Consider the following 23,189-nt stretch of genomic DNA (forward strand, 5'->3'; position numbering starts at 1 on the left):
TGGTCCGCAACCGGCTCAGGGCACCTGCCAGAATGTGCTCCCGAGCGCATACACGTGGTAGATCCAGAGCCATTGCCCCAGGAGGCACGAGACGAGGATGCCGATCCGCCACAGACGCGACCGAGGGACCGCGACCGCCCCCCAGAGCGGGCTGAGGGGCAGCAGCAGCCGGAGCGTGCTCGACTGCGGGAAGAAGACGGCCAGCAGATACAGCAGATAGCTGGCGCTCCACAGGCGAAGGTCGGCACCGAGAGCCCGCACCTGCGGGGAGGAGAGCAGCGCCACCGCGGCCGCGACGACCACCAGCACGAGGAAGATCGGCCCCCACCATTGCGGCAGGCCCCACAGGCCGAACCAGAACTGCGATGCCTGGACCCACCCCTCGAAGGGCACGAAGCCTTCGACACCGCCGGTGATCCAGTGCCGGCGCCAGGCGAGCTCCGTGGCGAGGTACGCACCGGGGTCCCCTGTGGCGATGCCGGCGATCACCTGCCACGCGAAACCTGCCACGGTCGCCAGCGCTCCGAGGGCGAGGATGTGCACGACCTCGTGACCGGCGAGCGGATCCTGCTTCCGGCGCAGCCAGCGCAGGACGCCGTGCAGCCCGAGATAGAGCGCGAAGGCGAGGACGCCCGGTCGGGTGAAAGCCATGACCGGGATCACGAGGTAGAGCCACGCATAGCGGCGTCGCGCGGTCAGGTCGAGGGCGACGAACAACAGGAGCAGGAACAGGGTCTCCGCGTAGCCGACCTGGAACATCGCCGCGACCGGACCCGCCGCGAAGAACACCACGGCCCACATCGCCGCGGAACTCCCGACGCGGTCGCGGAGCAGACGATGAAGCGCCAGACAGACCAGGTATCCCGCCGCCAGTGAGAGCAGCAGCGCACCGGCGCCCCACGATCCGAAGAGCAGTCCGAGCGCCTTGGCGCCGTATGCGAACACCGGCATGAACGCCCAGGCGTTCTCGGCGACGTCTCCGGATTCGGTCATCGGGAGCTCTGTCGGGTAGCCACTCTCCGCCACCAGCCAGTACCACTGCGCGTCCCACCCCAGAACGAAGTCGGCGAGACCGGCGTCGGCCCCGAACCGGGACACGGCCGTCGACAGCGAGGCCGCGAGAAGGAGGAAGCCCGTGGTGATGACCCGGGCCATGACGTAGACCGCGGCGATGCGCAGCGCGACCGGCGTCGTCGCCCAGAGGCGGACCGGTCTCAGCTCGCGGTGAGCCATGCGCGCAGGCCCCGCTCCACGGCGTCGATCTGCGCGAGCGGCACCCGCTCCTCGTCGTGGTGCGCCAGGTGGGGATCGCCGGGCCCGTAGTTCACGGCGGGGATGCCGAGCGCGGAGAAGCGCGCGACGTCGGTCCAGCCGTACTTCGGTCGCGGCTCCGCGCCGACCGCCGCAACGAACTGCTTCGCGATCTCGGCGTCGAGCCCGGGGCGCGCGCCCTCGGCGGCATCCGTGATCTCGATGTCGAAGCCGGCCAGCACTCCGCGGATGTGGGCTTCGGCGTCCGCCGCGGACTTGCTCGGCGCGAACCGGTAGTTGACCTCGACCTCGCACGCGTCGGGGATGACGTTCCCCGCGACGCCGCCCGCGATGCGCACGGCGCTCAGGCTCTCCCGGTAGAGAAGGCCCTCGACCAGGACCTCCTTGGCGCGATACTCGGCCAGCCTGGTGAGGATCGGTGCGGCGCGGTGGATCGCGTTCTCGCCGATCCAGGCACGCGCGCTGTGTGCACGCACGCCTGCCGTGCGCACGATCGCCCGCAGGGTGCCGTTGCATCCGCCCTCGACCTCACCGTTCGACGGTTCGCCGAGGATCGCGAAGTCCGCCTGGAACAGGTCGGGACGCACGGCCGCGAGCAGGCCGAGGCCGTTCTTGGACGCCTCGATCTCCTCGTTGTCGTACCACATCCAGGTGATGTCGATGGCGGGATCGGTCAGTTCGGCCGCGAGCTTGAGCTGCACCGCGACGCCGGCTTTCATGTCGACGGTCCCGCGCCCCCAGAGCATCGGGACCCCGTCGACCTCGACGTCCTTCGTCGGCACGTTGTGGTTGATCGGCACGGTGTCGATGTGACCGGCGATGGCGACGCGCTGCGCACGGCCCCGATCGGTGCGGGCGACGATCGTATTGCCGTGGCGGAAGACCTCGAGATGTGCGAGTGGACCGATCGCAGCCTCGATCGCGTCTGCCAGGGTCTTCTCGTCCCCGGACACGCTCGGGATGTCGCAGATCGCACGGGTGAGGTCGACGGACGACGTCTTCAGATCGAGCACCATGCCTCAAGACTACTTACCCCGTCATCCGTGCCTTCGCCGGGCGCCGGGAACGATAGCGTTGAGGGATGAGCGACGCGCGCACGGTATGGGGTATCGGACTGACCACGACCGCCGGAGACGGCACGGTCCTCGATGCCTGGTACCCCGAGGTACGCATCGGGACCGCGACGGCGGACGACGACGCGGTGGCAGCACTGCAGCCCCTGACCGGACGCGACGAGCGACGCAACGTGACGATCGACGTGGTGCATCTCCAGATCGATCTCGACGAAGCCCCGGCGTCGACCCCCGACGCGTACCTCCGTCTGCATGCGCTCTCGCATCTCGTGGCGCGTCCCAACGAGCTCAACCTCGACGGCATCTTCGGACACCTCCCCAACGTCGCCTGGACCAACGCCGGTCCCGTCCTTCCCGCCGACGCGGCACGTCTGCGCCCGCATCTGCAGCGCGCCGGCATCCAGGTGCAGGGACTGGACAAGTTCCCCCGCCTGACCGACTACGTGCAGCCGTCCGGCGTCCGGATCGCGGATGCCTCCCGAGTCCGGCTCGGCGCATTCCTCTCCCCCGGCACGACGGTGATGCACGAGGGCTTCGTCAACTTCAACGCCGGCACACTGGGGGCCTCGATGGTCGAGGGCCGCATCTCGCAGGGTGTGGTCGTCGGTGACGGCAGCGACATCGGCGGAGGGTCATCCATCATGGGCACCCTCTCCGGAGGCGGAACGCACCGGGTGTCGATCGGAGCGCGCACTCTGCTCGGGGCCAACGCGGGCATCGGCATCTCGCTCGGCGACGACTGCGTCGTCGAAGCGGGCCTCTACGTCACGGCCGGCACGAAGGTCGTGCTGGTCGACGGCCCGGCGACCGCGGACGGTGGACGGAAGACGGTCAAGGGCGCCGAACTCTCGGGGCAGGATGGCCTGCTCTTCCGGCGGAACTCCCTCAGCGGCGCTGTCGAGGCCGTGCGTCGTGCCGGCGTCGGCGTCACGCTGAACGAGGCGCTGCACGCCTGAGACCGGCGCCGGAGCACCGTCTCCGGGTCCGACGACGCGCGCCGACAGCCGGCATGCAGCTGACGGCATGCGGGCACTGGTAGACTGACACCGTTGCGTGCACCGCCGGTCTCGTAACATCGTCGTCGTCACGGGGTCTCCGAGGACCGAAGCGAGCGGAACTGCTCCCATCACCAGCTATAGCTGGCCTTTCGAACGGCGAACCGATGCGCAATTCCTGCGCCGTCGCCCACCTCACCCCTTATCTCGCGCCGTTCACTCGTGCGCTGACGGAGTTTCTGCATGTCTACTTTCCTTGAACTCGGCGTTCCCGCCGAGCTCGCCGCCGTTCTCGCCGATTCCGGCAAGACCGAGGCGTTCGCCATCCAGCGCGACACCCTTCCCGACTCCCTCGCCGGACGCGACCTCCTGGGCCGCGGACGCACGGGCAGCGGCAAGACCATCGCCTTCGCACTCCCCCTCGTCGCCCGCCTCGCCGCCTCCGGCGGCCAGCGCCGCGCCGGTCTGCCGCGTGGACTCGTCCTCGCTCCCACCCGTGAGCTCGCGACGCAGATCGCAGCGACCATCGCCCCGCTCGCCGAGGCCGCGGGCCTGCGCGTGACGACCGTCTTCGGCGGGGTCAGCCAGCGTCCGCAGGAGCAGGCGCTGCGCGGCGGCGTCGACATCGTCGTGGCCTGCCCCGGTCGGCTCGAAGACCTCATGAAGCAGCAGGTCGTGCGCCTCAGCGCGATCGAGGTCACCGTGCTCGACGAGGCCGACCACATGGCCGACCTCGGCTTCCTCCCCGGTGTCACCCGCATCCTCACGGCGACCCCGGCCGGCGGCCAGCGCCTGCTGTTCAGCGCGACGCTGGACCGCGGCATCGACACCCTCGCCCGCCGCTTCCTCTCGAACGCGGTCAGTCACGAGGTCGACGAGGAGAGCGTGCCGGTCGGCGAGATGACCCACCGCGTGCTGGTCGTCGACTCCACCGACAACAAGACGGCCCTGGTGCGCGAGCTCGCCTCCGGCACCGGCCGTCGCATCCTCTTCACCCGCACCAAGCACCAGGCGAAGAAGCTCGCGAAGCAGCTCACCGCCGCGGGCATCCCCGCCGTCGACCTGCACGGCAACCTGTCGCAGAACGCCCGCGAGCGCAACCTCGGCGCCTTCTCCGCCGCCCCTGAGGACGGTGGAGTGCGCGTCCTCGTCGCGACCGACGTCGCCGCCCGTGGCGTGCACGTCGACAATGTCGACCTCGTCGTCCACGTCGACCCGCCCGTCGAGCACAAGGCGTACCTGCACCGCTCCGGACGCACCGCCCGTGCCGGCGCTGCCGGAACCGTCGTCACGGTCGTGCTCCCCGAGCAACGCCGCGACGTCAAGGACCTGCTGCGCAAGGCCGCGATCACGGCTCCGCTCGAAGACGTGACGACCGCCGCCGTCACCGCCCTGGTCCCCGAGCGCGCGCCGCACGTGCGCCCGGCTCCGGTGCAGGCTCAGCCGCAGCAGCAGCGCCAGTCCTCGAAGCAGCGTCCCGCGGGCGGCGAGAAGCACGGAGCGGCCAACCCGCCCGCGCGTCGCCGTCGTCGTCCCCGCTCCGGCGCCTCCGGTGCCGGCCAGGGCGGTGGGTACTCCACGCAGAGCGGCCAGTCCCGTCAGGGTGGCGGCCGCAGCTCCCAGGGTCGCTGACACACGACCCGCAGCTCTCACGCAGGAAGGCGCCCTCTCCGCTCGACGGAGGGGGCGCCTTCGTGCACTCACCCGAGACGAGAGACCGACAGGTTCACCCCCATCGCCGCCAGGTCAGGTCAGGCCAGATCAGATCAGGTCAGATCAGATCAGGTCAGGTCAGGCGAGCAGAAAGCGCCCCGTCCGTCTCGACGGAGGGGCGCTCTGCTGGTCCAGAAGTCAGCGCGTCGGGAAAGACCGCTCGGGCGATCCGGTGTAGAGCTGCTGCGGGCGACCGATCTTGGTCTGCGGGTCGAGCTGCAGCTCCCGCCACTGCGCGAGCCAGCCGGGCAGACGGCCGATCGCGAACAGCACGGTGAACATGCGGGTCGGGAAGCCCATCGCCTTGTAGATGACGCCGGTGTAGAAGTCGACGTTCGGGTACAGGCGACGCTCGCGGAAGTAGTCGTCGGCCAGCGCGAGCTCCTCGAGCTCCTTCGCGAGGTCGAGGAGCGGGTCCGTGACACCCAGCGAGGAGAGCACCTCATCGGCGGCCTCCTTGACGAGCTTGGCGCGCGGGTCGTAGTTCTTGTAGACCCGGTGCCCGAAGCCCATCAGCTTCACGCCCTCTTCCTTGTTCTTCACCCGCTCGACGAAGCGGGAGACGCTCTGACCGGAGTCGCGGATCTGGCCGAGCATCGTCAGCACGGCCTCGTTCGCACCGCCGTGCAGCGGGCCGGAGAGGGCCTGGATACCGGCCGAGACCGACGCGAACTGGTTCGCACCGGTGGAGCCGACCAGACGGACGGTCGAGGTGGAGGCGTTCTGCTCGTGGTCTTCGTGCAGGATGAGGAGAAGCTCGAGAGCCTTCGACATCACCGGGTTGACCTCGTACTCCTCGCTGTGCACGCCGAAGTTCAGCTTCAGGAAGTTGTCCACGAAGCTCAGCGAGTTGTCGGGGTACAGGAACGCCTGGCCCACGCTCTTCTTGTGCGCGTACGCCGCGATCACAGGGAGCTTGGCGAGCATGCGCACCATGTTCAGCTCGACGTGCTCCGGGTTGTGCGGATCCGTCTGACCCTCGTAGTACGTCGAGAGCGCGGCGACCGCCGAGGAGAGCACCGACATCGGGTGCGCCGTGTGCGGCAGCGCCGAGAAGAAGCGCTTGAGGTCTTCGTGGAGAAGCGTGTGACGACGGATCTTCTCGTCGAACTCCGCGAGCTCGGACGCCGACGGAAGCTCGCCGTAGATGAGGAGCCAGGCGACCTCGAGGTAGCTGGTGGATCCTGCGAGCTGCTCGATCGGATACCCGCGGTAGCGCAGAATCCCCTTGTCGCCGTCGATGAAGGTGATCTCCGACTTGGTGGAGGCGGTGTTCACGAAGCCGTAGTCCAGACCGGTGTAGCCGGTCTGGCGGGTCAGCGTCGAGAAGTCGATGCTGTCGTGCCCTGCCGTGCCGCGCAACACCGGGAATTCGGCGGTGGTGTCGCCGATCGTCAGCTTCGCCGTCTGCTCTGCCGCTGCGCTCACGCGGTCCTCCTCCTGGCGTCCGAACCCGCGCATCGCGGTGGTGTCGGACAAGATCTCGATCAAGTCGGAACTGGCGATCTCACGGCGCTGAGGCACCAGGTCGGGTCACGACCGAATCGCCTTTACAGCCTAGTAGGCACACAGGCCTACTGTGACATCCGCCAAACAGATGGCGCCTGCAAGGAGGGAACCTACAGGTTCCCACCGGAGAGTCGACGTGCAGCCTCGAGGACGCGCTCCGTCGGCGCGGTGAGCGCCAGGCGGATGTGCTGCCCGGAATCGGACCCGTAGAAGGGTCCGGGCCCCGCGAGGATGCCGAGGTCGGCGAGCCGCTCCATCGACTCCCAGGCGTCACGGCCCTCCGTCGCCCACAGGTACAGCCCGGCCTCGGAGCCGTCGATGCGGAAGCCGGCGGCCTCCAGGGCCGGGCGCAGGGCGTCTCGACGGGTCCGATACAGCTGCTTCTGCGCGGCGACGTGCTCGTCATCCCCGAGCGCGACCGCCATCGCATGCTGTACCGGTGCGGGCGGCATCAGCCCCAGGTGCTTGCGCGCGGTGAGCAGGTCGCCGACGATGCGCGCACATCCGGCGACGAACGCTGCGCGGTACCCGGCGAGATTCGACTGCTTGCTCAGAGAGTAGACGCTGAGCAGGTTCGCTCGGCTGCCGCCCGTCACCCGCGGGTCGAGGATCGACGGAATCGTCTCCTCCGCCCAGACGCCGTCCCAGCCCAGCTCGGCGTAGCATTCGTCGCTCGCGAGGACGGCGCCGAGCTCGCGCGCACGATGCACGGCCGCCGCCAGATCTTCGACGGTCCACGTGCGTCCGTCCGGGTTGCCCGGCGTGTTGATCCAGATGAGCTTGGCGCCCTCCGGCCACTCGGCGGGATCGTCGGCGGGCACCGGTGTCGCGCCCACGACGCGGGCACCGACCTCGTAGGTCGGATAGGCCACGCGCGGATGCACGACGATGTCACCCTCGCCCAGGCCGAGCAGCGTCGGCAGGAGAGCGACCAGCTCCTTCGAGCCGATCGTCGGAAGGACGTTGTCGACCCTGAGGTCGGGCACTCCCCGCCGCCGGGCATACCACTCGACGATGGCCTCACGCAGGGCGGGCGTGCCGACCGCCTGCGGATAGGCGTGGGCATCGGTGGCCTCGGCGAGTGCACGCCGGATGATCTCCGGAGTCGGGTCGACCGGAGACCCCACGGAAAGGTCGACGAGCCCGTCGGGGTGCTGCAGGGCACGCGCGCGGAACGGGACGACGGCATCCCACGGGTAGTCGGCGAGGTCGCGGACGCTCACGGAACGCGCCTACTCGCCCTGCGGCGGGAGCGCGGCGATGATCGGGTGGTCGAACGCGTAGACGCCGACCTTGGCGGCGCCGCCGGGAGAGCCGATCTCGTCGAAGAACTCGACGTTGGCCTTGTAGTAGTCCTGCCATTCGTCGGGCAGATCGTCCTCGTAATAGATGGCCTCGACCGGGCACACCGGCTCGCAGGCTCCGCAGTCCACGCACTCGTCCGGGTGGATGTAGAGCGAGCGTTCACCTTCGTAGATGCAGTCAACGGGGCACTCGTCGATGCAGGCGCGATCCTTGACATCGACGCACGGGAGGGCGATCACATACGTCACGCCTCCAGTCTACGACTCGCGGACCTCGGGGTCCTGCGCGACGGGGCTCTCGGTGCGCACCGGGAGCCGATCGAAGGACGGCCAGGCGATCACCAGGAGCACGAGTCCCGCCACCAGATAGGTCCAGATCTGGCCCATGAGAGACGCGGGCACCACCACCGATCCGCCGGGCCCGACGCCTGAGATCAGCACCAGCATCCCGATCATCCCGAGACCGGCCGCCACGGCCGCACCCCGGTCATGGGTGAGCGCGCGCACCGCGATGAGGATGGCCGCGCACGCGATCGCTGCGACGATGATCCCGATCGGGATCGGCCCCCACATCACGCTGTGACCGATCGTGCCGGCGACACCGTAGACACCGCCGACCAGGGCCGCAGCGATCCACGACAACACTCTCGACACCCAGCTCACGCGCACCCGACGATCTTACCGGCGACCCCTGTGTCCTCCCCCGCGCGGGATCACGCGGCGAGGCCGAGGAGACGCAGGACAGCCGCGACCAGGGCCGCCGCCGCGACGACCACCAGGAACGACTGCCGGAGCCAGAGCAGGCCGCCGGCGACCAGGAGCGCCGGAACCCGCGCGTCCACGGTGATCGCCTGACCGTCCCCGAGCGTCTGCACGGCGACGAGCGCTGCGAGCAGCGCGACCGTGAGCAGGTCGGAGATGCGAGCGGTTCGGGGCGCTTCGAGCACCTTCGGCGGCACCAGATAGCCGGCGGCCTTCAAGGCGACGCAGATCAGTGCCGCGAGGAGGATCGCACTCCAGACGCTCATGAGCTTGCCGCCGAACCGGCATCCGTGCCCTCGTCGACTGCAGGAACCGGGCGCCCCATCCAGTTGAACCACCCCACCGCGATCGCGACGACCGCCGCGACGAGCACCGGGAGACCCGGCATGAGGAAGGGAGTGAATGCGGCAGCGACGACGGCGGCGGCGATCCCGACCGCGATCGCCTGCCGCTGCGCGAGTCGTGGCCACAGGAGAGCGAGGAAAGCGGCGGCCGCAGCAGCATCCAACCCCCAGGTCTTCGGGTCGCCGAGCACGTCGCCGACGAGCGCACCGATCAGGGTGGTGATGTTCCATCCGACGAAGATGCCGATGCCGGTGACCCAGAAGCCCACCTGTCGCAGCCGCGGATCACTCTGCGAGATCGCCACGGCCGTCGACTCGTCGATCGTGAAATGAGCGGCGGCGGCCTTGCGGACGGGACCTCCGCCCACGATCGGCGACATGCGCATGCCGTAGGCGACGTTGCGCACGCCGAGGAGCGCGGCCGAGGCGATCGCCGAGGGGAGGGCGGCGAGACCGCCGGCGGTGAAGACGCCGACGAAGGCGAACTGCGATCCCCCGGTGAACATCAGCAGGCTCAGGACGCAGGTCTGCCAGACGTCGAGCCCGGAGGCCACGGCCAGCGCACCGAAGGAGACCCCGTAGGCGCTCGTGGCGAGAACGACGCCGAGCGCCTCGCGCCAGACCTCACGCTCCGCGGACATCGCGCCCTCGCAGAGTGGTCGTTCGCTGGAGTGAACACATGACCATAATTCTGAACATCAACGGATGGATAGTCAAGCGAACGATCGTTTGACATGATGAACACATGGAGGAACTCCGCACACGCATCGCCCGCACCCTGCGTCGAGAACGGGAGACCGCCGGCCTGTCGGTGTCCGAACTCGCTCGACGCGCGGGGATCTCCAAGGCGACCGTCTCCCAGCTCGAGAGCGGCGCCGGCAACCCCAGCGTCGAGACGCTCTGGGCGCTCGGCGTCGCGCTCGGGGTACCGTTCGCCGTGCTCGTCGACCAGCAGGCGAATGCCCCGACCCTCATCCGCGCCGACGACCTGGGGGGCGTCCCCTCTTCGGCCGCGGCGTACAGCGCGACACTGCTGTCGGCCAGCCCGCCCGGCGCGAGACGCGATGTCTACCTGATCCGCGCTGAGCCGGGCGATGCGCGTCGCTCGGACCCCCATCACCCCGGAACCATCGAGCACGTGATCCTGCTCGCAGGCCACGCGCGCATCGGTCCCGTCGACGAACCGGTGGCGCTCGACCCGGGCGACTACCTCACCTACGCCGGCGACGCTCCGCACATCTTCGAGGCGACGGAACCGGGCACCAGCGCCGTGCTCATATCCGAGCTTCGCTGAGTCCGGCGTCGATACCGGAGGATCAGTACCAATTCATCGCCTGAGAATGCGACCACGCGCTGCACGGCGTGCCGTACACCGACGAGATGTATCCCAGGCCCCAGGCGATCTGCGTGGCCGCGTTGGTCTGCCAGTCACCGCCGGCGGACGCCATCTTCCCACCGGGGAGCGCCTGCGGGATCCCCGTCGCCCCGCTCGGGTTGTACGCCTGGTAGTTCCAGCCGGATTCCTTGGTCCACAGCGAGCTCAGGCAAGAGAACTGATCCTCACCCCAGCCGTACGTGCTCGACATGATCTGTCGGGCAGAGGCCTTGGCGCCCTCGGGGGTGTTGGCAGCGGCCAGGGCGGCTGCCGCCTGTTCCGCCGCTGCCGCCTCCGCCGCCGCCTGCTCCGCGGCGACTCTGGCCGCCTCCTCCGCAGCCCGCTTCTCCTGCGCGGCCGTGAGCGCTCCCTGGAGCACCTCCGTGCTCGCGACGACCCTCGCCGTCTCCGCATCCGCCTTGTCGGCGAGGACGCCCACGAGAAGCACCGGCATCACGTCGCTGTCATCGAGCTTCTCGATGTCGCGCTCGAGTTCGGAGGTGTCGACCGATGTCCGGGCGCCGACATCCAGACCGGATGCGACCACATCGGCGCGCAGCGCCTCCGCTTCCACGACGGCGCTCTTCGCGTCGTCGAGCGTCGCCGAGGCGTCTTCGGCGATCTGAGCCAACGGCTCCGTGCCGGCGACCGCGGGAGCCGCGACCGCGACTGCGGGGTTCACGGCCCCCGCCGCCGGGGTGGACGCGAGGCCGACGCTGAGCGTGATGCCGACGAGCGTCGCCGCAGCGACACTGAGAACGGTCATGGGTCGATGGGCCGCGGAGCGAGCAGATGCCGCGGCCGAGGCGCGCCGAAGCGCACGGGTCTTCTGAAGCATTGGGTTCGACTTTCGGGTGGTCGTACGCCCTTGCAGGAGACTCATCGGGAGCTCGTCCCAGGCGCAAGTGAACGAGTCTGGACCATCAACCTGAGCGAAAACCATCCCTCACCTGGGATTTACATGAGAAGAGGGCCTCGCGCACGCCTTTCGGCGGTGCGGGGCCCTCTCACTCGGAGTGTCTTCGAGTGTGAACTCAGACGCTGGCGTCCTGACGCTTCAGACGCGCGGTCTCGCGCGCACGGGTGTTCGCGTCGAGGTTCACCTTGCGGATGCGGACGACCTCGGGGGTCACCTCGACGCATTCGTCGTCGCGGGCGAACTCGAGGCTCTCCTCCAGCGTCAGCTGGCGCGGAGGCGTCATCGACTCGAAGGTGTCGGAGCTCGCCGCACGCATGTTGGTGAGCTTCTTCTCCTTCGTGATGTTCACGTCCATGTCATCGGCACGGGAGTTCTCGCCGATGACCATGCCCTCGTAGACCTCCTGCGTGGGCTGCACGAAGAACGACATGCGCTCCTGCAGGGCGATCATCGCGAACGGGGTGACGACACCCTGGCGGTCGGCGACGATCGAGCCGTTCTGACGCGTCGTGATGGAACCGGCCCACGGCTCGTAGCCGTGGGAGATGGCGTTCGCGATGCCGGTGCCGCGCGTGGTGGTGAGGAACTCGCTGCGGAAGCCGATCAGGCCACGCGACGGGACGACGAACTCCATGCGGACCCAGCCGGTGCCGTGGTTCGTCATGTTCTCCATGCGGCCCTTGCGGCCCGCCAGCAGCTGCGTGATCGCGCCGAGGTGCTCCTCCGGCGTGTCGATCGTGAGGTGCTCGAACGGCTCGTAGGTCTTGCCGTCGATCTTCTTCGTGACCACCTGCGGCTTGCCGACGGTGAGCTCGAAGCCCTCACGGCGCATGTTCTCGACGAGGATGGCGAGGGCCAGCTCTCCGCGGCCCTGCACCTCCCAGGCATCCGGACGTCCGATGTCGACGACCTTCAGCGAGACGTTGCCGATGAGCTCCTTGTCGAGACGGTCCTTGACCATGCGAGCGGTGAGCTTGTGGCCCTTGACCTTGCCCATGAGCGGGGAGGTGTTGGTGCCGATCGTCATCGAGATGGCGGGATCGTCGACCGTGATGGCCGGCAGCGGACGCACATCCTCGGGGTCGGCGATGGTCTCGCCGATCGTGATGTTCTCGAACCCGGCGATGGCGACGATGTCGCCGGGGCCGGCGGAGTCGGCCGGGTAGCGCTCGAGCGCACGGGTCTTCAGGAGCTCGGTGATGCGCGCGTTCTGATGCGTGCCGTCGGCGCGGACCCAGGCCACGGTCTGGCCCTTCTTGAGCGTGCCGTTGAAGACGCGCAGCAGCGCGAGACGGCCGAGGAACGGGCTGGAGTCGAGGTTCGTGACCCAGGCCTGCAGCGGGTGCTCGTCGTCGTACGACGGCGCGGGAACGTGCTCGAGGATCGCCTCGAAGAGCGGCTCGAGGTCGTCGTTGTCGGGCAGCGATCCATCCGCGGGACGGTTCTGCGATGCGGCACCGGCACGACCGGAGGCGTAGACCACCGGCACGTCGAGCAGCGCGTCGACGTCGAGGTCGGGCACGTCGTCGACCAGGTCCGAGGCGAGACCGAGGAGCAGGTCATGCGCCTCTTCCTCGACCTCGGCGATGCGCGCGTCGGGGCGGTCGGTCTTGTTGACCAGGAGGATGACGGGGAGCTTCGACTCGAGTGCCTTGCGCAGCACGAAACGGGTCTGGGGCAGCGGGCCCTCACTCGCGTCGACGAGCAGCACGACGCCGTCGACCATGGAGAGGCCGCGCTCGACCTCACCACCGAAGTCGGCGTGGCCTGGGGTGTCGATCACGTTGATCGTGATCTCCTTGCCCTGGGCGTGCTTGCCCTTGTAGGTGATCGCCGTGTTCTTGGCGAGGATCGTGATGCCCTTCTCACGCTCCAGATCGTTCGAGTCCATGGCGCGCTCATCGACGTGGGCGTGTTCGCCGAAGGAACCCGTCTGACGCAGCATGGCGTCGACGAGAGTGGTCTTGCCGTGGTCGACGTGCGCGACGATTGCGACGTTGCGGAGGTCAGAACGGAGGGCGTGCGCCATGCAGGTGTCCTAAAAGATGTGGGGTTTCGCCGGGAAGCCGACGTTCCAGGATAACGCAAGCTCAGGGCGTGTTCCTGAATACAGGTCGTAGCATCGAGATCGTGACACGACCGCAGGCCCACGGAGACCTTCCGGAACTCTCCCCCACGCCCTCCCGCGCGCGCCTCTGGTGGGAGATCTCGATCGTCCTGGCCCTCGGCCTCGGCCAGTCCGCCGTGTACGCGATCGTGCAGCTCGCCTACCGCCTGACCGACGAGACGCCGATCGCCGACCAGGTCGCGAAGCTCAATCCGTCCCGCAGCGACAGGGAGGTCTTCGACCTCGTGTATCAGGTACTGTCGATCGGATTCTCGCTCGTCCCGGTGCTGCTGGTGTGCTTCCTGCTCTGGCAGTCGCGTCGTCCGCACCTGGAGCGGCTGGGTCTGGACGGCACCGGGATCGGGAAGGATGCGGGTCGCGGGGTCCTCCTCGTGCTCGTGATCGGCGTCCCGGGCCTGGGGCTCTATCTCGCCGGGCGGGCGCTGGGGCTCACCGTCGCGATCGACCCCGCGGGGATCGACGCCTACTGGTGGACCGTCCCGGTCCTGCTCCTGGCGGCGGCGCGCGCGTCGCTGCAGGAGGAGATCGTCGTGCTCGGATACCTCTTCACCCGGCTCAGGCAACTCGGCTGGAGCCCGTGGTCGATCATCCTCGGCACCTCGATCCTCCGCGCGAGCTACCACCTCTACCAGGGCTACCCCGCGTTCTTCGGGAACCTCGCGATGGGGCTGCTGTTCGGCTGGCTGTACCAGCGCACGGGACGGCTCATGCCGTTCCTCGTGGCGCATTTCCTGATCGACGCGGCCGCGTTCGTCGGCTACCCGTGGGCGGCCAGCATGTGGCCCGACCTGTTCGGGCTGCCCGGCTGAGCAGGATCAGCCCGCGTTCGCGACGAGGATGGCGATGACCGCCCACACGACGATCACGCCCAGCGCGATCACGGCGGGACGATCCCAGCTGCGGCGGATCGGAGCATCGGCGGTGTCCGGCGCCGCCTGCCAGCGCTCCTCGATCTCGGTGAGAGCACGGATCCCCGCAGGCACCTTCTCTTCGCCGTCACTGCGTGAAGGCATCCGGATCGAGCCGGCTTTGGCGGGGCCGCCGTAGCAGGACAGGTCCTTTCCGTCATCGAGGGAGAACACCAGCTGCCAGCGCAGATCGACCGCGCGCACACGCTGCCATCCGAACTCGATCCGGCGCAGGGCGTTCTGCACCCGCACGCCGTCGTCGTCGACACGGATCGACGACGCGAAGGAGTTGACGTACACGATCCAGAGCACCAGCAGCACCCAGGGCGCCAGCAGCATCATCTGCCCCCACCCGGCGCGCACGACGGCGTCGCCCAGCAGGAACAGCGCGAGCAGCGTGCCGATCAACAGTGCGGCGGGGCCGGAGGGCGCACGGAATGTGCGCACGCCCTCCGACTGTTCGTCGGACATCACCGTCAGCGACCGCCGAGGGCGATCGATGCGCCGGGGATCGCCTGGAGCAGACGATCCGTGTACTCCTGCTGCGGGTTGGCGAAGATGTCGTCGACGGTGCCGTGCTCGACGACGCGCCCCTGCTCCATCACACAGACCCGGTCCGCGATCACACGCACGACTGCGAGGTCGTGCGTGATGAAGAGGTACGTCAGGTCGAGTTCGGACTGGAGCTCAGCGAGCAGGTTCAGCACCTGGGCCTGCACGAGCACGTCGAGCGCCGACACGGCCTCGTCGAGCACCACGATCTCCGGTTTGAGTGCCAGCGCCCTGGCGATCGCCACGCGCTGACGCTGACCCCCGGACAGCTCGTTCGGATACCGGTCGGCCACGCTCGAAGGGAGCGCCACCTGATCGAGCACCTCGAGCACCCGCTTCCGACGCGAGGCGGTGTCGCCGACGCCGTGCACGCGCAGCGGCTCCGCCACCGTGTTGCCGATGTTGTGCAGCGGATCCAGCGACCCGTAGGGGTCCTGGAACACGGGCTGCATCTCGCGGCGCAGCGCCTGCAGCTCGGACCGCGAGAGCGTGTCGGTGTCCCGACCGTTCACGAGGATCGAGCCCGACGTCTTGGTCTCCAGGCGCAGCAGCATCTTGGCCGCGGTCGACTTCCCGGATCCCGATTCGCCGACGATGGCCATCGTGGAGCCCTTGGGCACCTGGAAGGACATCTTGTCGACGGCCGTGAAGTCGCTGGAACGGAAGCCGCTCCCCCGGATCTTGTAGACCTTCGTGACGTCACGGAACTCGATCACCGGCTCGGCGGGAACCACCTCGGTGTGCGCGATCGACGCGAGGTCGACCGTGCCCGTGGTCTCCGTGAGCACCTCGGCGAGCGGGTCCACATGACCGCTGACCGCGGTCTGGATGCGCTTCGACGCCAGGCTCGGCGCCGCTGCGACCAGTCGCTGCGTGTACGGGTGCTGCGGGTTCTGCAGGATCTCGAGCGCGGGGCCGGACTCCACGATGCGGCCTCGATGCATCACGACGAGGTTCTCCGCCCGTTCCGCGGCGAGCCCGAGGTCGTGGGTGATGAACAGGACCGCGGTGTTGCGCTCCTTCGTGAGGGTGTCGAGGTGATCGAGGATCCGCTTCTGCACGGTGACGTCGAGCGCGCTGGTGGGCTCGTCGGCGATGAGCAGCTTCGGATCGGAAGACAACCCGATGCCGATGAGCACGCGCTGGCGCATGCCTCCCGAGAACTCGTGCGGGAACTGACGCAGTCGTCGATCGGCGTCGGCGAGACCCGCTTCCTTCAGCACGGCGATCGCCCGCTTGCGCGCAGCCTTGCGTCCGTCGGCCTGCCCGTTGGCGAGGATCGTCTCCTCGACCTGGAAGCCGATGCGGTGCACGGGGTTGAGGCTGTTCATCGGGTCCTGGGGAACCAGGCCGATGAGGTTGCCCCGCACGTGCTCGATCTCGGAGCGCGTGAGCTTCGTCAGCTCGCGCCCTTCGAACTTCACGGCGCCGCCGGTGACCGTCCCGCTGCCGGGGAGCAGGTTGATGATCGCGTGCGCGGTCGTCGACTTGCCCGAACCGGACTCGCCGACGATCGCCATGGTCTCGCCGGGGTAGATGTCGAAGCTCACGCCGCGCACCGCCGGCACGAAGCCGTCCTGCGTCTTGAACGCGACCTCCAGGTTCTCGATCGAGAGCAGGGGGACGTCAGGGGTGTAGTCGGCGGTCATCGCAGTGCCCTCGCCTTCGGGTCGAGTGCGTCTCGCACCGTCTCGCCGAGCATGATGAACGACAGCACGGTGAGCGAGAGAGCGATCGACGGATAGATCAGCGGCATGGGGTCGGTGCGCAGGCGCTGCTGCGCCTGCGCGATGTCGTTGCCCCAGGAGATGAACTCCGGGGGCAGTCCGACGCCCAGGAAGGACAGCGTGGCCTCCGCGGTGATCGCCGCGGCGAGACCCACCGTGCTGAGCACGATCACCGGGGCGATCGAGTTCGGCATGACGTGCGAGAACATCGTCCGCACCCGGGAGACCCCGAGCGCCTCGGATGCCATCACGAAGTCGGCGGAGCGTACCCGCAGGATCTCGGCCCTCAGGATGCGGGCCACAGCCGGCCACCCGAAGAAGCCGATCGCCAGCGAGACCACGAGGATGTTCCGGTTGTCCAGGAACATCGACATGATGACGACCGCGGCGAGCACGTAGGGGATCGCGAAGAACATGTCGCCGATGCGCATCAGCAGCGAGTCGATCCAGCCGCCGAAGAATCCGGCGAATGCACCGATCACGATGCCCATGATCGCGATGATGATCGTCACGAGGATGCCGACCGAGAGCGAGGTACCCGCGCCGTGCACGACACGGGAGTACACGTCGCAGCCCTGGAAGGTGTACCCGAAGGGGTGTCCTTCCGAAGGACCGTCGTTCGAGAACTTCAGTTCGCAGGCGAACGGATCGACCGGAGCGAACAGATCGGGGAACGCAGCCACGACGACCAGGATCACCACGAAGGCACCAGCGGTCCAGAACATCCAGCGACCGCGGAGGTCGCGCCACGCGTCGAGCCACAGGTTGCTCTTGCGCTCGCTGACGCGGACGGCGTCGACGGCTCCGAGACCGACTTCGTCGGACTCGGCCACATAATGCGCCATACGGCGGACGGAAGGCTTATCGGACATAGCGGATCCTCGGGTCGAGCACACCGTAGAGCAGATCGATGAACAGGTTGACCAGGACGTAGATCACGACGAGAACGGTCACGATCGAGACGATCTCCGGGCCGTCGTGCTGGTTGATGGCCTTGAAGAGCTCGTTACCGATACCGGGCACGTTGAACACGCCCTCGGTGACGGTGGCGCCGACGATCAGGATGCCGAAGTCGGCAGCGAGGTTCGTCGTCACGGGAATGAGCGAGTTGCGCAGCACGTGCACGGGGATGACGCGCCGTGTGGGAAGCCCCTTGCCGAACGCCATCCGCACGAAGTCCTGCTGGCGCGTCTCGATGACCGAGTTGCGCGTGAGGCGGACGACGTAGGCGAAGTTCAGGGCAGCGAGGACGATCGCCGGGAGTATCAGGTCCGACCATGGTGCGCCTCTGCCGACCGTGGGTCGGAACAGATGCAGCTCGATGGCGAGGAAGTACTGCGCGATGAAGGCGAGGACGAACACCGGGATCGAGATGAGCACGAGGCTCACCAGCATCGACGCGTGGTCGAACAGACTGTTCTTGCGCAGACCGGAGATGAGGCCGACCACGACGCCGAAGAGCAGCTGGATGATGATCGCGAGCAGCGCGAGACGCAGCGTCACCGGGAACTTCGCGGCGAGGATCTCGTTGACGCTCTGACCTCGGAAGGTCGTTCCCAGGTCGCCCCGGAACAGATCGCCGAGGTAGATCAGGTAGCGCGTGAAGAACGGCTGGTCCAGGTGGTACTGCGCCTGCAAGGCCGCGTACTGCGCGTCGGTCGGCGTCTTGTCGCCGAACAGAGCGAGGATCGGGTCGCCAGGGAGGAGGAAGACCATCGAGAAGATCAGGAAGGTCGCCCCGAGGAAGACGGGTATCGCCTGAAGCAGGCGACGAATGATGTAGGCAGTCATAGCGTGAACCGAACCGCGCCGTGCGGGGCGACGCATGAGCATCGCCCCGCACGGCGGGTTCAGATCAGAGCGGGAGTGTTACTCGCCGGCCTTGCTGATCTCGTACACGATCGGCCAGCTGTCCCAGCCGTACTCGACGTTGTCGACGAGCGTGGAGAAACCGGCGTTGGTCGAGCGGTACCAGAGCGGCAGGACGGGCAGGTCCGCGAACAGGACCTCCTGCGCCTGCTCGAAGAGCTTGTTGCCCTCCTCGACCGACGGAGCCGTTGCGCCCTCCTGCACGAGCTTGTCGTACTCGGGGTTCGCGTAGTCGCCGTCGTTCGAGCCGGCACCGGTGATGAACAGCGCACCCAGGATGTTGTACGCACCCGGGTAGTCGAACTGCCAGCCCGAACGCGTCGCCGCGTTCAGCGTGCGGTTCTTGATCTCCTCGCGGAGCGTCGCCAGGTCGGGGAAGGACTGACCTGCGGCGTCGATGCCCAGCGTGTTCTTGATCTGGTTCGAGACTGCGTCGACCCATGCCTGGTGTCCGCCGTCGGCGTTGTACGCGATGGTGAACGTGCCGCTCCACGGCGCGATGGCGTCGGCTTGGGCCCACAGATCCTTCGCCTTGGCGGCGTCGGCGTGCGTGACCTCGGAACCGGCGATCTCGTCGTTCCAGCCCGCGATGACCGGCGAGGTGTAGTCGACGGCCGGCGTGCGCGTGCCCTCGAAGATCACATCTGTGATCTCTTCACGGTCGATCGCGTAGGAGATGGCCTGACGGCGCAGGTTGCCCTCTTCGTCGTTGCCGAAGTGGGCGAGGCGCGCCGGGATGGTCAGGCCTTCCCAGATCGCGGCCGGCTGGTCGACGGCACGGTCGCCCAGGTCGTCCTTGTACGTGGCCAGAGCCGTCGGCGGCACGCCGGGGTTGAGCACGTCGAGGTTGTCCGAGAGCAGGTCGGTGTACGCGGCCTCGGCGGTAGCGTAGCTGACGAGGTCGACTCCGCCGTTCTGTGCCTTGCGCGGACCGTCGTAGTTCTTGTTCGGGAGAAGCGAGATCACGGAGTCGTGCTCCCACTTGTCGAGCACGTACGGGCCGTTGCCCACGGGGGCCTGACCGAACGCGTCGGGGTCCTCGAAGAACGACTCGGGCAGCGGAGCGAACACCTGGTAGCCGAGCGTGGTCGGGAAGTCCGACTGCGGAGCAGCGAGCTCGACGGTGAAGGTCGTGTCATCGACGACCTCGAGGGCGAGGGAGTCCTCGACCACGATGGAGCCGTCTTCGCCACCGTCGTTGTACCCGGCGAAGTTCGCGAACCACCACTGGTTCTCGAACGAGGCATCCGACGCGGCGTACTGCCACGCGTCGACGAAGGACTCAGCGGTCACGGGGGTGTCGTCGCTGAACTTCTCCCCCTCCTTGATCTTGATGGTCCAGTTCTGGTTGTCGTCCGACTCGATCGACTCGGCGAGCTCGTTGGCGAGAGCGCCATCAGCTTCGTAGTAGACGAGACCGGCGAAGATGTTCTGCAGAACGAGTCCGCCACCGACCTCGTTGGTCACGGCCGGGAGGAGCGGGTTCTGGGGCTCGTTGCTCTGAACCGTGACGATTCCGGTCGACGCTTCGCCGCCTTCTTCGCCGCTGCCGTTGTCGCCGCCGGATGCGCAGCCGGCGAGAGCGATCGCGCCGACGGCGAGCAGAGCGGTGCCCGCGAGGGCAGTCCTGTTTCTTTTCACTTTTCGTCCTCCTGTGGACAGTGCTGAGTCTGCACGCTCACCGTCGAGCACGCAGGGATACCTGAGCGTAACCCGCGGCCTCCTCGTGGCCGTCCTCAGCTAACGAACTGTTACTGAGTGGTGACCATCCGAAACATCGGCGAAACACGGGGAAATGCGAGACGGTGCTGCGCTCCTCGACACCAGCGCAGCACCGTCTGCTCACAAGAGCACGCGACTCAGGCGAAAGCCTCCACCGGCGGGCAGGCGCAGACGAGGTTCCGGTCGCCGTATGCCTGGTCGATGCGGCGCACAGGAGGCCAGTACTTCCCGGCGACCAGCGCAGGCACCGGATACGCGGCGTCCTCTCGCGAGTACGCGTGGTTCCACTCCCCCGCGATGAGCGACACCGCGGTGTGCGGAGCGTGCACCAGGGGGTTGTCGTCCGCAGGCCAGCGACCGGCGGCGACCGCCTCCGCCTCGGCCTTGATCATGACCATCGCCTCGATGAAGCGCTCGATCTCGTCGAGGTCCTCCGACTCGGTCGGCTCGACCATGAGGGTGCCCGCGACGGGGAACGACATGGTCGGTGCGTGGAAGCCGTAGTCGATGAGGCGCTTGGCCACGTCGTCGACCGTGATGCCAGTCGCCTCCTTGAGCGGACGCAGGTCGAGGATGCACTCGTGCGCCACTCGCCCGTTCTCGCCGGTGTACAGCACCGGGAAGTGGCTGCCGAGGCGCTCGGCGATGTAGTTCGCGGAGAGCACCGCCGCCGCGGTGGCGCGGCGCAGACCATCGGCCCCCATCATGCGCACGTAGGCCCACGAGATCGGCAGGATGCCGGCCGATCCGTAGGGTGCCGCCGAGATGACGCCGCCCTCGAACGTGTAGCCCCCGAAATGCTCGGCACTCTGGGCCAGCGGGTGCGAGGGCAGGAACGGCGCGAGGTGCGACTTCGCCGCGACCGGTCCGATGCCGGGGCCGCCGCCGCCGTGCGGGATCGCGAACGTCTTGTGCAGGTTGAGGTGCGAGACGTCGCCGCCCAGGTCGCCGAAGCGCGCATAACCGAGCAGCGCGTTGAGGTTCGCACCGTCGACGTACACCTGCCCGCCCGCGTCGTGCACGGCGGCCGTGATCTCGACGACCTGTTCCTCGTACACCCCGTGCGTGGAGGGGTAGGTGATCATCAGGGCCGAGAGGTCGTCGGCGTGCAGGGCGATCTTCGCGCGCAGGTCGTCGAGGTCGACGTTGCCGAGTTCGTCCGTCGCGACGACGACGACCTTCATGCCCGCGAGCACGGCCGAGGCCGCGTTCGTGCCGTGCGCCGACGACGGGATGAGGCAGACCGTGCGGTGCACGTCGCCGTTCGCGTGGTGGTAGCCGCGGATGGCGAGGAGACCCGCGAGTTCCCCCTGCGAACCGGCGTTCGGCTGCAGCGAGACCGCGTCGTACCCCGTGACCTCGGCGAGCCACCCTTCGAGCTGGTCGATGAGCTCGAGGTAGCCCTGCACGTCGGCGGCCGGTGCGAACGGGTGGATTCCGGCGAACTCCGGCCAGGTGATGGCAGCCATCTCGGTGGCCGCGTTGAGCTTCATGGTGCACGAGCCCAGGGGGATCATGCCGCGATCGAGCGCGTAGTCGCGGTCGGAGAGGCTCTTCAGGTACCGCATCATGGCGGTCTCCGAGCGGTGCGAGTGGAAGACGGGGTGCGTGAGGTAGTCGTCCTGACGCCGCAGGTCTTCGGGGAGTGCCCGCAGCTTCTCGTTGCCGAAGAGGCCGAACGCCCGCTCGTTCCTGCCGCCGAAGACCATGGCGACCTGGTGCAGCTCGCCGAGCGTGGTGGTCTCGTCCACCGCGATGCCGACCGTGTCGGCGTCGGCGACGTGGAGCAGGATGCCGTAGCCGTCGTGCGCCTGCGCGGCGTACTCGGCGGCGCGGCCGGGCACGCGCACCTGCAGGGTGTCGAAGAAGTTCGCGTGCACGATCTCGACACCGGCCTCGGTCAACCAGTCGCGCAGCAGCGCGGCCTTCGCGGTCGTCTGGGTCGCGATCTCGCGGAGCCCGTCTGGACCGTGGTAGACCGCATACATCGAGGCCATGACGGCCAGGAGCACCTGGGCGGTGCAGATGTTCGACGTGGCCTTCTCACGACGGATGTGCTGCTCACGGGTCTGCAGCGACAGGCGGTATGCGGGCTTGCCGTCGGCGTCGACGGACACTCCGACCAGGCGGCCGGGGAGCTGACGCTCGAGGCCGGAGCGGACAGCCATGTAGCCGGCGTGCGGCCCGCCGAAGCCCATGGGCACACCGAAGCGCTGGGTCGTGCCCACAGCCACATCCGCGCCGAGAGAGCCGGGTGAGGCGATCAGGGTCAGCGCGAGCAGGTCGGCGGCGGCGACGGCGAGAGCACCGGAGAGGTGCGCGGCATCGAACACGGCCGACGGATCCCAGACCCGTCCCGATGCCCCGGGGTACTGGACGAAGACGCCGAACAGGTCTGCCGGCAACTCCTCCCCTGCGGCGAAGTCGACCGGGACGATCTCGATGCCGAGTGCCTCTGCCCGCGTGGCGAGCATGGCCTTGGTCTGCGGAAGCGCATCCGCATCCATCGCGAACACGGTCGACGATGACTTCGAGGCACGCCGCGCGAGCAGCATCGCCTCGACGACAGCCGTCGACTCGTCGAGCATCGACGCGTTGGCGGTGGTGAGGCCGGTGAGTTCTGCGACCATCGTCTGGAAGTTGATGAGCGCCTCCAGGCGCCCCTGGGAGATCTCCGGCTGGTACGGGGTGTACGCCGTGTACCAGGACGGGTTCTCCAGCACGTTGCGCTGGATCACCTGCGGCGTGATCGTGCCGTAGTACCCCAGGCCGATCATCGGCCGGTTCACGGTGTTGCGCGCGGCGAGCGTGCGCAACTCGGCGAGGGCCTCGGTCTCGCTCGCGGCGACCGGGATGCGCGAAGGCGCCTCCGCGGCGTCCGACGACGGTCCGGTGTAGATCGACGCGGGAACGGCCTGGCGCATGAGCGCCTCGACCGGGCTCAGCGCGTCGTCGACTCCGGTGGTGTCGAGACCGAGAGCGGCGAGCATCCTGCGCTGCGCGGCATCCGTTGGTCC

The 23,189-nt window shown here is 68.3% G+C and carries 20 protein-coding genes; 4 read left to right on the forward strand and 16 right to left on the reverse strand.

The genetic code is table 11. The features are described from left to right. Positions 1-15 precede the first annotated feature (15 nt). Positions 16-1,233: a hypothetical protein gene (locus CQ042_RS09625; protein WP_105670258.1), complete on the reverse strand. Its 1,218-nt coding sequence runs from the start codon at positions 1,231-1,233 to the stop codon at positions 16-18. Next, positions 1,215-2,288: a succinyl-diaminopimelate desuccinylase gene (dapE, locus tag CQ042_RS09630; RefSeq protein WP_105670259.1), complete on the reverse strand. Its 1,074-nt coding sequence runs from the start codon at positions 2,286-2,288 to the stop codon at positions 1,215-1,217. Before dapE ends, CQ042_RS09625 begins: the two co-directional genes overlap by 19 nt. A 65-nt stretch (positions 2,289-2,353) precedes the next feature. Here dapE and dapD point away from each other — a divergent pair, with 65 nt between their 5' ends. Together dapD and CQ042_RS09640 are read left to right on the forward strand one after the other, a co-directional pair. Next, positions 2,354-3,301: a 2,3,4,5-tetrahydropyridine-2,6-dicarboxylate N-succinyltransferase gene (gene dapD / locus CQ042_RS09635; RefSeq protein ID WP_105670260.1), complete on the forward strand. Its 948-nt coding sequence runs from the start codon at positions 2,354-2,356 to the stop codon at positions 3,299-3,301. Positions 3,302-3,583: 282 nt separating this feature from the next. Next, positions 3,584-4,972, forward strand: a complete 1,389-nt coding sequence (locus tag CQ042_RS09640) for a DEAD/DEAH box helicase (RefSeq protein ID WP_105670261.1) — start codon at positions 3,584-3,586, stop codon at positions 4,970-4,972. A gap of 219 nt (positions 4,973-5,191) precedes the next feature. Here the strand turns inward: CQ042_RS09640 and CQ042_RS09645 are convergent, their stop codons facing one another. The 6 genes from CQ042_RS09645 to CQ042_RS09670 all read right to left on the reverse strand — a co-directional run bounded on the left by CQ042_RS09645 (position 5,192) and on the right by CQ042_RS09670 (position 9,613). After that, positions 5,192-6,514: a citrate synthase gene (locus CQ042_RS09645; protein WP_105670325.1), complete on the reverse strand. Its 1,323-nt coding sequence runs from the start codon at positions 6,512-6,514 to the stop codon at positions 5,192-5,194. A gap of 158 nt (positions 6,515-6,672) precedes the next feature. Beyond that, entirely contained in the window at positions 6,673-7,785 is a 1,113-nt protein-coding gene (gene dapC, locus CQ042_RS09650; RefSeq protein WP_105670262.1) for a succinyldiaminopimelate transaminase, read from the reverse strand. A gap of 9 nt (positions 7,786-7,794) precedes the next feature. Continuing rightward, entirely contained in the window at positions 7,795-8,115 is a 321-nt protein-coding gene (gene fdxA / locus CQ042_RS09655) for a ferredoxin (RefSeq protein WP_021199610.1), read from the reverse strand. 9 nt (positions 8,116-8,124) lie between these two features. After that, a complete protein-coding gene (locus tag CQ042_RS09660; protein ID WP_105670263.1) occupies positions 8,125-8,535 on the reverse strand; it encodes a histidinol dehydrogenase in 411 nt (136 codons plus the stop codon). Positions 8,536-8,579: 44 nt separating this feature from the next. Beyond that, complete coding sequence (locus CQ042_RS09665) at positions 8,580-8,894, reverse strand: AzlD domain-containing protein (RefSeq protein WP_105670264.1); 315 nt, start codon at positions 8,892-8,894, stop codon at positions 8,580-8,582. Then, positions 8,891-9,613 carry an AzlC family ABC transporter permease gene (locus CQ042_RS09670; protein WP_105670265.1) on the reverse strand — a complete coding sequence of 241 codons (723 nt, stop codon included), beginning with the start codon at positions 9,611-9,613 and terminating at the stop codon, positions 8,891-8,893. The genes CQ042_RS09665 and CQ042_RS09670 overlap by 4 nt, the downstream gene beginning before the upstream one ends. 104 nt (positions 9,614-9,717) lie before the next feature. On the opposite strand from CQ042_RS09670, the gene CQ042_RS09675 reads away from it, so the two are divergent. Continuing rightward, positions 9,718-10,266 (forward strand): helix-turn-helix domain-containing protein, encoded by a 549-nt coding sequence (locus CQ042_RS09675; RefSeq protein ID WP_105670266.1) that lies wholly within the window; start codon positions 9,718-9,720, stop codon positions 10,264-10,266. 22 nt (positions 10,267-10,288) lie between these two features. Here CQ042_RS09675 and CQ042_RS09680 read toward each other — a convergent pair whose 3' ends face one another. Next, positions 10,289-11,113: a phospholipase gene (locus CQ042_RS09680; RefSeq protein WP_258132198.1), complete on the reverse strand. Its 825-nt coding sequence runs from the start codon at positions 11,111-11,113 to the stop codon at positions 10,289-10,291. Positions 11,114-11,381: 268 nt separating this feature from the next. Next, a complete protein-coding gene (gene typA / locus CQ042_RS09685) occupies positions 11,382-13,295 on the reverse strand; it encodes a translational GTPase TypA (protein WP_105670268.1) in 1,914 nt (637 codons plus the stop codon). A 101-nt stretch (positions 13,296-13,396) separates the two neighbouring features. On the opposite strand from typA, the gene CQ042_RS09690 reads away from it, so the two are divergent. Beyond that, positions 13,397-14,203 carry a CPBP family intramembrane glutamic endopeptidase gene (locus tag CQ042_RS09690; protein ID WP_105670326.1) on the forward strand — a complete coding sequence of 269 codons (807 nt, stop codon included), beginning with the start codon at positions 13,397-13,399 and terminating at the stop codon, positions 14,201-14,203. A 6-nt stretch (positions 14,204-14,209) separates the two neighbouring features. Here the strand turns inward: CQ042_RS09690 and CQ042_RS09695 are convergent, their stop codons facing one another. From CQ042_RS09695 to gcvP, 6 genes are all read right to left on the reverse strand, one after another. After that, positions 14,210-14,773, reverse strand: coding sequence for a PH domain-containing protein (locus tag CQ042_RS09695; RefSeq protein WP_258132199.1), 564 nt, complete (start codon positions 14,771-14,773; stop codon positions 14,210-14,212). Between the two features lie 5 nt (positions 14,774-14,778). After that, positions 14,779-16,503 carry an ABC transporter ATP-binding protein gene (locus CQ042_RS09700; protein WP_105670270.1) on the reverse strand — a complete coding sequence of 575 codons (1,725 nt, stop codon included), beginning with the start codon at positions 16,501-16,503 and terminating at the stop codon, positions 14,779-14,781. Then, positions 16,500-17,453: an ABC transporter permease gene (locus tag CQ042_RS09705; protein ID WP_105670271.1), complete on the reverse strand. Its 954-nt coding sequence runs from the start codon at positions 17,451-17,453 to the stop codon at positions 16,500-16,502. The genes CQ042_RS09700 and CQ042_RS09705 overlap by 4 nt, the downstream gene beginning before the upstream one ends. Beyond that, positions 17,443-18,372: an ABC transporter permease gene (locus tag CQ042_RS09710; RefSeq protein WP_105670272.1), complete on the reverse strand. Its 930-nt coding sequence runs from the start codon at positions 18,370-18,372 to the stop codon at positions 17,443-17,445. The genes CQ042_RS09705 and CQ042_RS09710 overlap by 11 nt, the downstream gene beginning before the upstream one ends. Positions 18,373-18,450: 78 nt before the next feature. Further along, positions 18,451-20,091 (reverse strand): ABC transporter substrate-binding protein, encoded by a 1,641-nt coding sequence (locus CQ042_RS09715; protein ID WP_105670273.1) that lies wholly within the window; start codon positions 20,089-20,091, stop codon positions 18,451-18,453. 218 nt (positions 20,092-20,309) lie between these two features. Beyond that, entirely contained in the window at positions 20,310-23,162 is a 2,853-nt protein-coding gene (gene gcvP / locus CQ042_RS09720; RefSeq protein WP_374954466.1) for an aminomethyl-transferring glycine dehydrogenase, read from the reverse strand. Between the last annotated feature and the right edge of the window lie 27 nt (positions 23,163-23,189).

Origin of the sequence: Microbacterium sp. MYb62 (assembly GCF_002979475.1) — a bacterium.
GTDB lineage: Bacteria > Actinomycetota > Actinomycetes > Actinomycetales > Microbacteriaceae > Microbacterium.

Coding starts and splice junctions, on each gene's coding strand:
- CQ042_RS09625 (WP_105670258.1), bottom strand. CDS start 1,233: ATGGCTCACCGCGAGCTGAGACCGGTCCGCCTCTGGGCGACGACGCCG.
- dapE (WP_105670259.1), bottom strand. CDS start 2,288: ATGGTGCTCGATCTGAAGACGTCGTCCGTCGACCTCACCCGTGCGATC.
- dapD (WP_105670260.1), top strand. CDS start 2,354: ATGAGCGACGCGCGCACGGTATGGGGTATCGGACTGACCACGACCGCC.
- CQ042_RS09640 (WP_105670261.1), top strand. CDS start 3,584: ATGTCTACTTTCCTTGAACTCGGCGTTCCCGCCGAGCTCGCCGCCGTT.
- CQ042_RS09645 (WP_105670325.1), bottom strand. CDS start 6,514: ATGCGCGGGTTCGGACGCCAGGAGGAGGACCGCGTGAGCGCAGCGGCA.
- CQ042_RS09665 (WP_105670264.1), bottom strand. CDS start 8,894: ATGAGCGTCTGGAGTGCGATCCTCCTCGCGGCACTGATCTGCGTCGCC.
- CQ042_RS09670 (WP_105670265.1), bottom strand. CDS start 9,613: ATGTCCGCGGAGCGTGAGGTCTGGCGCGAGGCGCTCGGCGTCGTTCTC.
- CQ042_RS09675 (WP_105670266.1), top strand. CDS start 9,718: ATGGAGGAACTCCGCACACGCATCGCCCGCACCCTGCGTCGAGAACGG.
- CQ042_RS09680 (WP_258132198.1), bottom strand. CDS start 11,113: ATGACCGTTCTCAGTGTCGCTGCGGCGACGCTCGTCGGCATCACGCTC.
- typA (WP_105670268.1), bottom strand. CDS start 13,295: ATGGCGCACGCCCTCCGTTCTGACCTCCGCAACGTCGCAATCGTCGCG.
- CQ042_RS09695 (WP_258132199.1), bottom strand. CDS start 14,773: ATGTCCGACGAACAGTCGGAGGGCGTGCGCACATTCCGTGCGCCCTCC.
- CQ042_RS09700 (WP_105670270.1), bottom strand. CDS start 16,503: ATGACCGCCGACTACACCCCTGACGTCCCCCTGCTCTCGATCGAGAAC.
- CQ042_RS09705 (WP_105670271.1), bottom strand. CDS start 17,453: ATGTCCGATAAGCCTTCCGTCCGCCGTATGGCGCATTATGTGGCCGAG.
- CQ042_RS09710 (WP_105670272.1), bottom strand. CDS start 18,372: ATGACTGCCTACATCATTCGTCGCCTGCTTCAGGCGATACCCGTCTTC.
- gcvP (WP_374954466.1), bottom strand. CDS start 23,162: ATGCTCGCCGCTCTCGGTCTCGACACCACCGGAGTCGACGACGCGCTG.